This is a genomic window from Streptomyces cupreus, from assembly GCF_014257025.1.
Taxonomy (GTDB): Bacteria; Actinomycetota; Actinomycetes; order Streptomycetales; family Streptomycetaceae; genus Streptomyces; species Streptomyces cupreus.
The window spans coordinates 1-4,308 of the sequence record NZ_JACMSF010000136.1; the positions used below are offsets into that span (position 1 = coordinate 1).

Genomic DNA, 4,308 nt, shown 5'->3' on the forward strand with positions numbered 1-4,308 from the left:
TCGCCATGAAGTACTCGCGGTCCGGGCCGACCTGAGCAGGCGCTGACCTGGCCCAACAGCCCCACCGGCGGCCCGAACATGATCCTCGACGACGGCGGCGACGCCACCCTCCTCGTCCACAAGGGCGTCGAGTACGAGAAGGACGGCAAGGTCCCCTCCGTCGACACCGCCGAGTCCGACGAGCACCGCGTCATCCTCCAGCTCCTGCACCGCACCATCAGCGAGGGCTCGCAGAAGTGGACCCAGCTCGCCTCGGAGATCCGCGGCGTCACCGAGGAGACCACGACCGGCGTCCACCGCCTGTACGAGATGCAGCGCGACGGCGTCCTGCTGTTCCCGGCCATCAACGTGAACGACGCCGTGACGAAGTCGAAGTTCGACAACAAGTACGGCTGCCGCCACTCCCTGATCGACGGCATCAACCGCGCCACCGACGTCCTCATCGGCGGCAAGACCGCGGTCGTCTGTGGCTACGGCGACGTGGGCAAGGGCTGCGCTGAGTCCCTGCGCGGACAGGGCGCCCGCGTGATCGTCACCGAGATCGACCCGATCTGCGCGCTCCAGGCGGCGATGGACGGCTACCAGGTCACGACCCTCGACGAGGTCATCGACAAGGCCGACATCTTCATCACCACGACCGGCAACAAGGACATCATCATGGCCTCGGACATGGCCAAGATGAAGCACCAGGCGATCGTCGGCAACATCGGCCACTTCGACAACGAGATCGACATGGCCGGTCTCGCCAAGATCCCCGGCATCGTCAAGGACGAGGTCAAGCCGCAGGTCCACACCTGGACCTTCCCCGACGGCAAGGTGATCATCGTCCTCTCCGAGGGCCGCCTGCTGAACCTGGGCAACGCCACCGGCCACCCCTCCTTCGTGATGTCCAACTCCTTCGCGGACCAGACCCTGGCCCAGATCGAGCTGTTCACCAAGCAGTCGGAGTACCCGATCGGCGTCTACACGCTGCCGAAGCACCTCGACGAGAAGGTCGCCCGCCTCCACCTGGACGCGCTCGGCGTGAAGCTGACCACGCTCCGCCCCGAGCAGGCCGCCTACATCGGCGTCGAGGTCGAGGGTCCCTACAAGGCGGACCACTACCGCTACTGATCCGGACTCCGTGGTGAGCGCGCCCGTGCACTGACGCCCTCACCAGCAGCAGGTCCTCAGGGCAGGCCCCCGCACCCCCGTGTCGGGGGCCTGCCCGTCTGGCCCTCAGCGGCCGGAGCAGCCCGTCAAGACTCAGGACCCCCATGCCCCGCGGCCGTTATTCGCTCCACGATCCGCACGATCACACTCCCCTCGCAGACGAGCACTTCCACTGCGCGCCCGGCCCCTCCGGCTGGCGCTACGTCTCCCAGCTGACCACCCCCTCGGGCGATCACAGCGGCTCCGTCGACCTAGCCCTCGACGAACTCGGCCGCCCCATCCGCCTCGAACTCCACGCCGGCGGCTGGCAGGTGCGCGGCGCCGCCCTCGACGGCGTCACCTGGGTCCGTACGGACCCCGCCGGGGCTCACGCCACGGAAGGCAATGTGCGCGCCCACGCCTTCACCGGCACGTCCCCCGCGTTCCTGATCGCCACCACCCGTCTCCTGAACCTCACCCCTTCCGAATCCGCAACCCGCGTACGCCTCGTCGCCTTCACGGACCCAGTGCTCGCCCCGCGCACCGTCGACCAGTCCTGGGCCCTGGTGAAAAGAGAAGCACACGCCACTGACAACGGCCCTCTGACCGTGGACGAATACCAGGTCACAGCCCTGGACACGGGCGAGCAGCACGCCGTGCACATCGCCGGTGATGTGGTCCTCGCGGCGCCCGGGATCGAGTTGGAGGAGCTTGAGTCGCCGCCGTCCTCGTTCGCCTGAGGGCCCGCGGTTCGCCTGAGGGCCCCGGTTCGCCTGTCCCGGTCTGCCGAGAGAGCAGGCCGGGATCACGCAGGCGGTACGAATCCGGTGCCGCGGCGTCCGTCGGAGGGCTCCTCGTGCGGCACCGACGGAGGCGGGGGCGTATGGCCTGGGGCGGGCGGCGGTTCGACGGTGGGCTGGGCGGCCGGCGGTCCGTATGCACCCGGCGTCGGCGCAGGCCGAGGCGCGGGCTGGGGCCAGCCGCTGGCCGACGCCCTGTCCGCCGCCGGTCCGCTCGCGAAGGCCCGCCGGGCCTCTCGCGCCTGCCGTTCCTGCACCACGGCTGCCAGATACGCCGCCGGCGGCACACCCTGCGGCGCCGGCGTGCCTGTACGAGCCGCGAGATCGGTCGCGAGCCGCTCCGCCATCGCCCAGCCGACCTGCGGATCCAGCTGCTGCATCCGCGTCAGGTACTGCCGGATGGCCAGCCACAGACCATCCGGCACCGCGGAGAGATCCAGCCCCGAGAATCGCCCGGCCAGCCACGGCGGAGGCGGCGGCACGAAACCGCTCCGGGCCTGAGGTACCCGTTCCCGTACGACGAGGGTCCCCGCGAACACATCCCCGAGCCGCCGCCCCCGCGCCGAGACCAGCGACGCGATACAGGCGACGACCCCGAAGGTCAGCAGAATCTCGATGACACCGATCGCTCCTCGCACCAGCGCATGCCGGAAGCGGATCGGCCCGCCGTCGTCCCGCACCACACGCAGCCCGCACGCCAGCTTCCCGAGCGAACGGCCGTGGCTGAGCGTCTCGACCGCGATCGGCGCGCCCACCAGCACCAGAATGAACGAGGCGATCGACACCGCGATCTGCGCCGCCTCGTCCAGAGAAGAGGTGGCCGCGAACAGACCGATCGACACGGCGATGTAGACGGCGACGGCCACGACCAGATCGAGCAACACGGCAAGCGCCCTGCTGGGCAGCCTCGCAGGGCGCAGCTCCAGCGCCACCGCCTCGCCCGTCACCAGCTCACTCACGCCCGCCGTCCTTCCCCTGGCCTGCCCCTGGAACGGCCAGTCTGCCAAGCTGAGGGCGCATCGCGCCCCAATACGACAAGCTGACATCTACGACGAGCCGCCGACGAACAGCCGAGGAGCAGGCACCCAGATGGACCTCGACGTCTTCGTCACCGCGCACCGGGCCGAGTGGGACCGCCTGGATGCCCTGCTCCAGCGCCAGCGACGCCTGACCGGCGCGGAGGCGGACGAACTCGTCGCCCTCTACCAGCGCACCGCCACCCACCTCTCCCTGATCCAGTCCAGCGCCCCGGACCCACAGCTCACGGGCCGCCTCAGCCAACTGGTGGCACGCGCGCGTAGCGCCGTGACAGGCACCCGACGAGCATCCTGGCGCGACGCGACCCGCTTCCTGACCCATGGCTTTCCCGCCGCGGTCTACAAGACGCGCCATTGGTGGGTACCCACAGCGCTCCTGTCGACCCTCGTCGCCGCCCTCCTGGGCTGGTGGATCGGTACGACTCCCGAAGTGCAGTCCTCCATCGCGGCCCCGAGCGAACTACGCGAGCTCACCCGCCCCGGCGGCCAGTACGAGACGTACTACTCCAGCCACCCCGCGGCCTCGTTCGCGGCCCAGGTCTGGACGAACAACGCCCAGGCCGCCGCACTCTGCCTGGTCCTGGGCGTCTTCCTGGGGCTCCCCGTCCTCTGGATCCTCTTCCAGAACATGCTCAACCTCGGCGTCGGATTCGGCCTGATGTCCTCCGCGGGCCGCCTCGACACGTTCCTCGGCCTGATCCTGCCCCACGGCCTGCTCGAACTGACGGCGGTCTTCGTCGCCGCAGGCACGGGCCTGCGCCTCGGCTGGACCGTCATCGAGCCCGGCCCACGCACGCGACGCACAGCCCTCGCCGAGGAAGGCCGAGCCGCCGTGGGCATGGCAATAGGCCTGGCCCTGGTCCTCTTCATATCCGGCGCGATCGAAGGCTTCGTCACCCCGTCCGGCCTGCCCACCTGGGCCCGCATCACCATCGGAGTCGCCGCCGAGCTGGCCTTCCTGGCATACGTCTATGTCGTCGGCGGCCGTGCCGCGCGGGCCGGCGAGACGGGCGACGTCGAGGAAGCCGAGCGCGGCGCCACTCTTCCGACTGCCGCCTGATGTGCGGACACACCTGATGAGCTGCTAGTCTCCTCTTCGCCCCGAGAGAGCCATTGACACGGATCGATCGGGGAGGTAGATTCGAACAGTTGCCTGGACTGGACCTGATCCGGTCGGTGACAGTGAGTATCTAGCCGCTTCTTGAAGTATCGATCACTCGATTTACTGAGAAGCCCCTCCCGATGAATCGGAAATGGGTGGCCGGTCAGACCGGCCCGAAACTTCTGATAAAGTCGGATCCGCCGGAAAGGGAAACGCGAAAGCGGGAACCTGGAAAGCG

The 4,308-nt window shown here is 69.2% G+C and carries 3 protein-coding genes and 1 pseudogene; 3 read left to right on the top strand and 1 reads right to left on the bottom strand.

Annotated elements, in window-relative coordinates; all coding sequences use genetic code 11:
• Positions 1–33: 33 nt before the first annotated feature.
• Together H4N64_RS43800 and H4N64_RS43805 are read left to right on the top strand one after the other, a co-directional pair.
• Positions 34–1,113 (top strand): annotated as a pseudogene (locus tag H4N64_RS43800) (adenosylhomocysteinase); the annotation flags it as partial.
• 143 nt (positions 1,114–1,256) lie between these two features.
• Positions 1,257–1,871 (top strand): hypothetical protein, encoded by a 615-nt coding sequence (locus H4N64_RS43805; RefSeq protein WP_186288208.1) that lies wholly within the window; start codon positions 1,257–1,259, stop codon positions 1,869–1,871.
• Positions 1,872–1,936: 65 nt separating this feature from the next.
• On the opposite strand, the gene H4N64_RS43810 is transcribed toward H4N64_RS43805, so the two are convergent.
• On the bottom strand, positions 1,937–2,890 hold the full coding sequence (locus H4N64_RS43810; protein ID WP_186288209.1) for an RDD family protein: 954 nt from the start codon (positions 2,888–2,890) through the stop codon (positions 1,937–1,939).
• A gap of 130 nt (positions 2,891–3,020) precedes the next feature.
• Between H4N64_RS43810 and H4N64_RS43815 the strand changes: the two genes are divergently transcribed.
• Complete coding sequence (locus H4N64_RS43815) at positions 3,021–4,028, top strand: stage II sporulation protein M (protein WP_186288210.1); 1,008 nt, start codon at positions 3,021–3,023, stop codon at positions 4,026–4,028.
• Positions 4,029–4,308 lie beyond the last annotated feature (280 nt).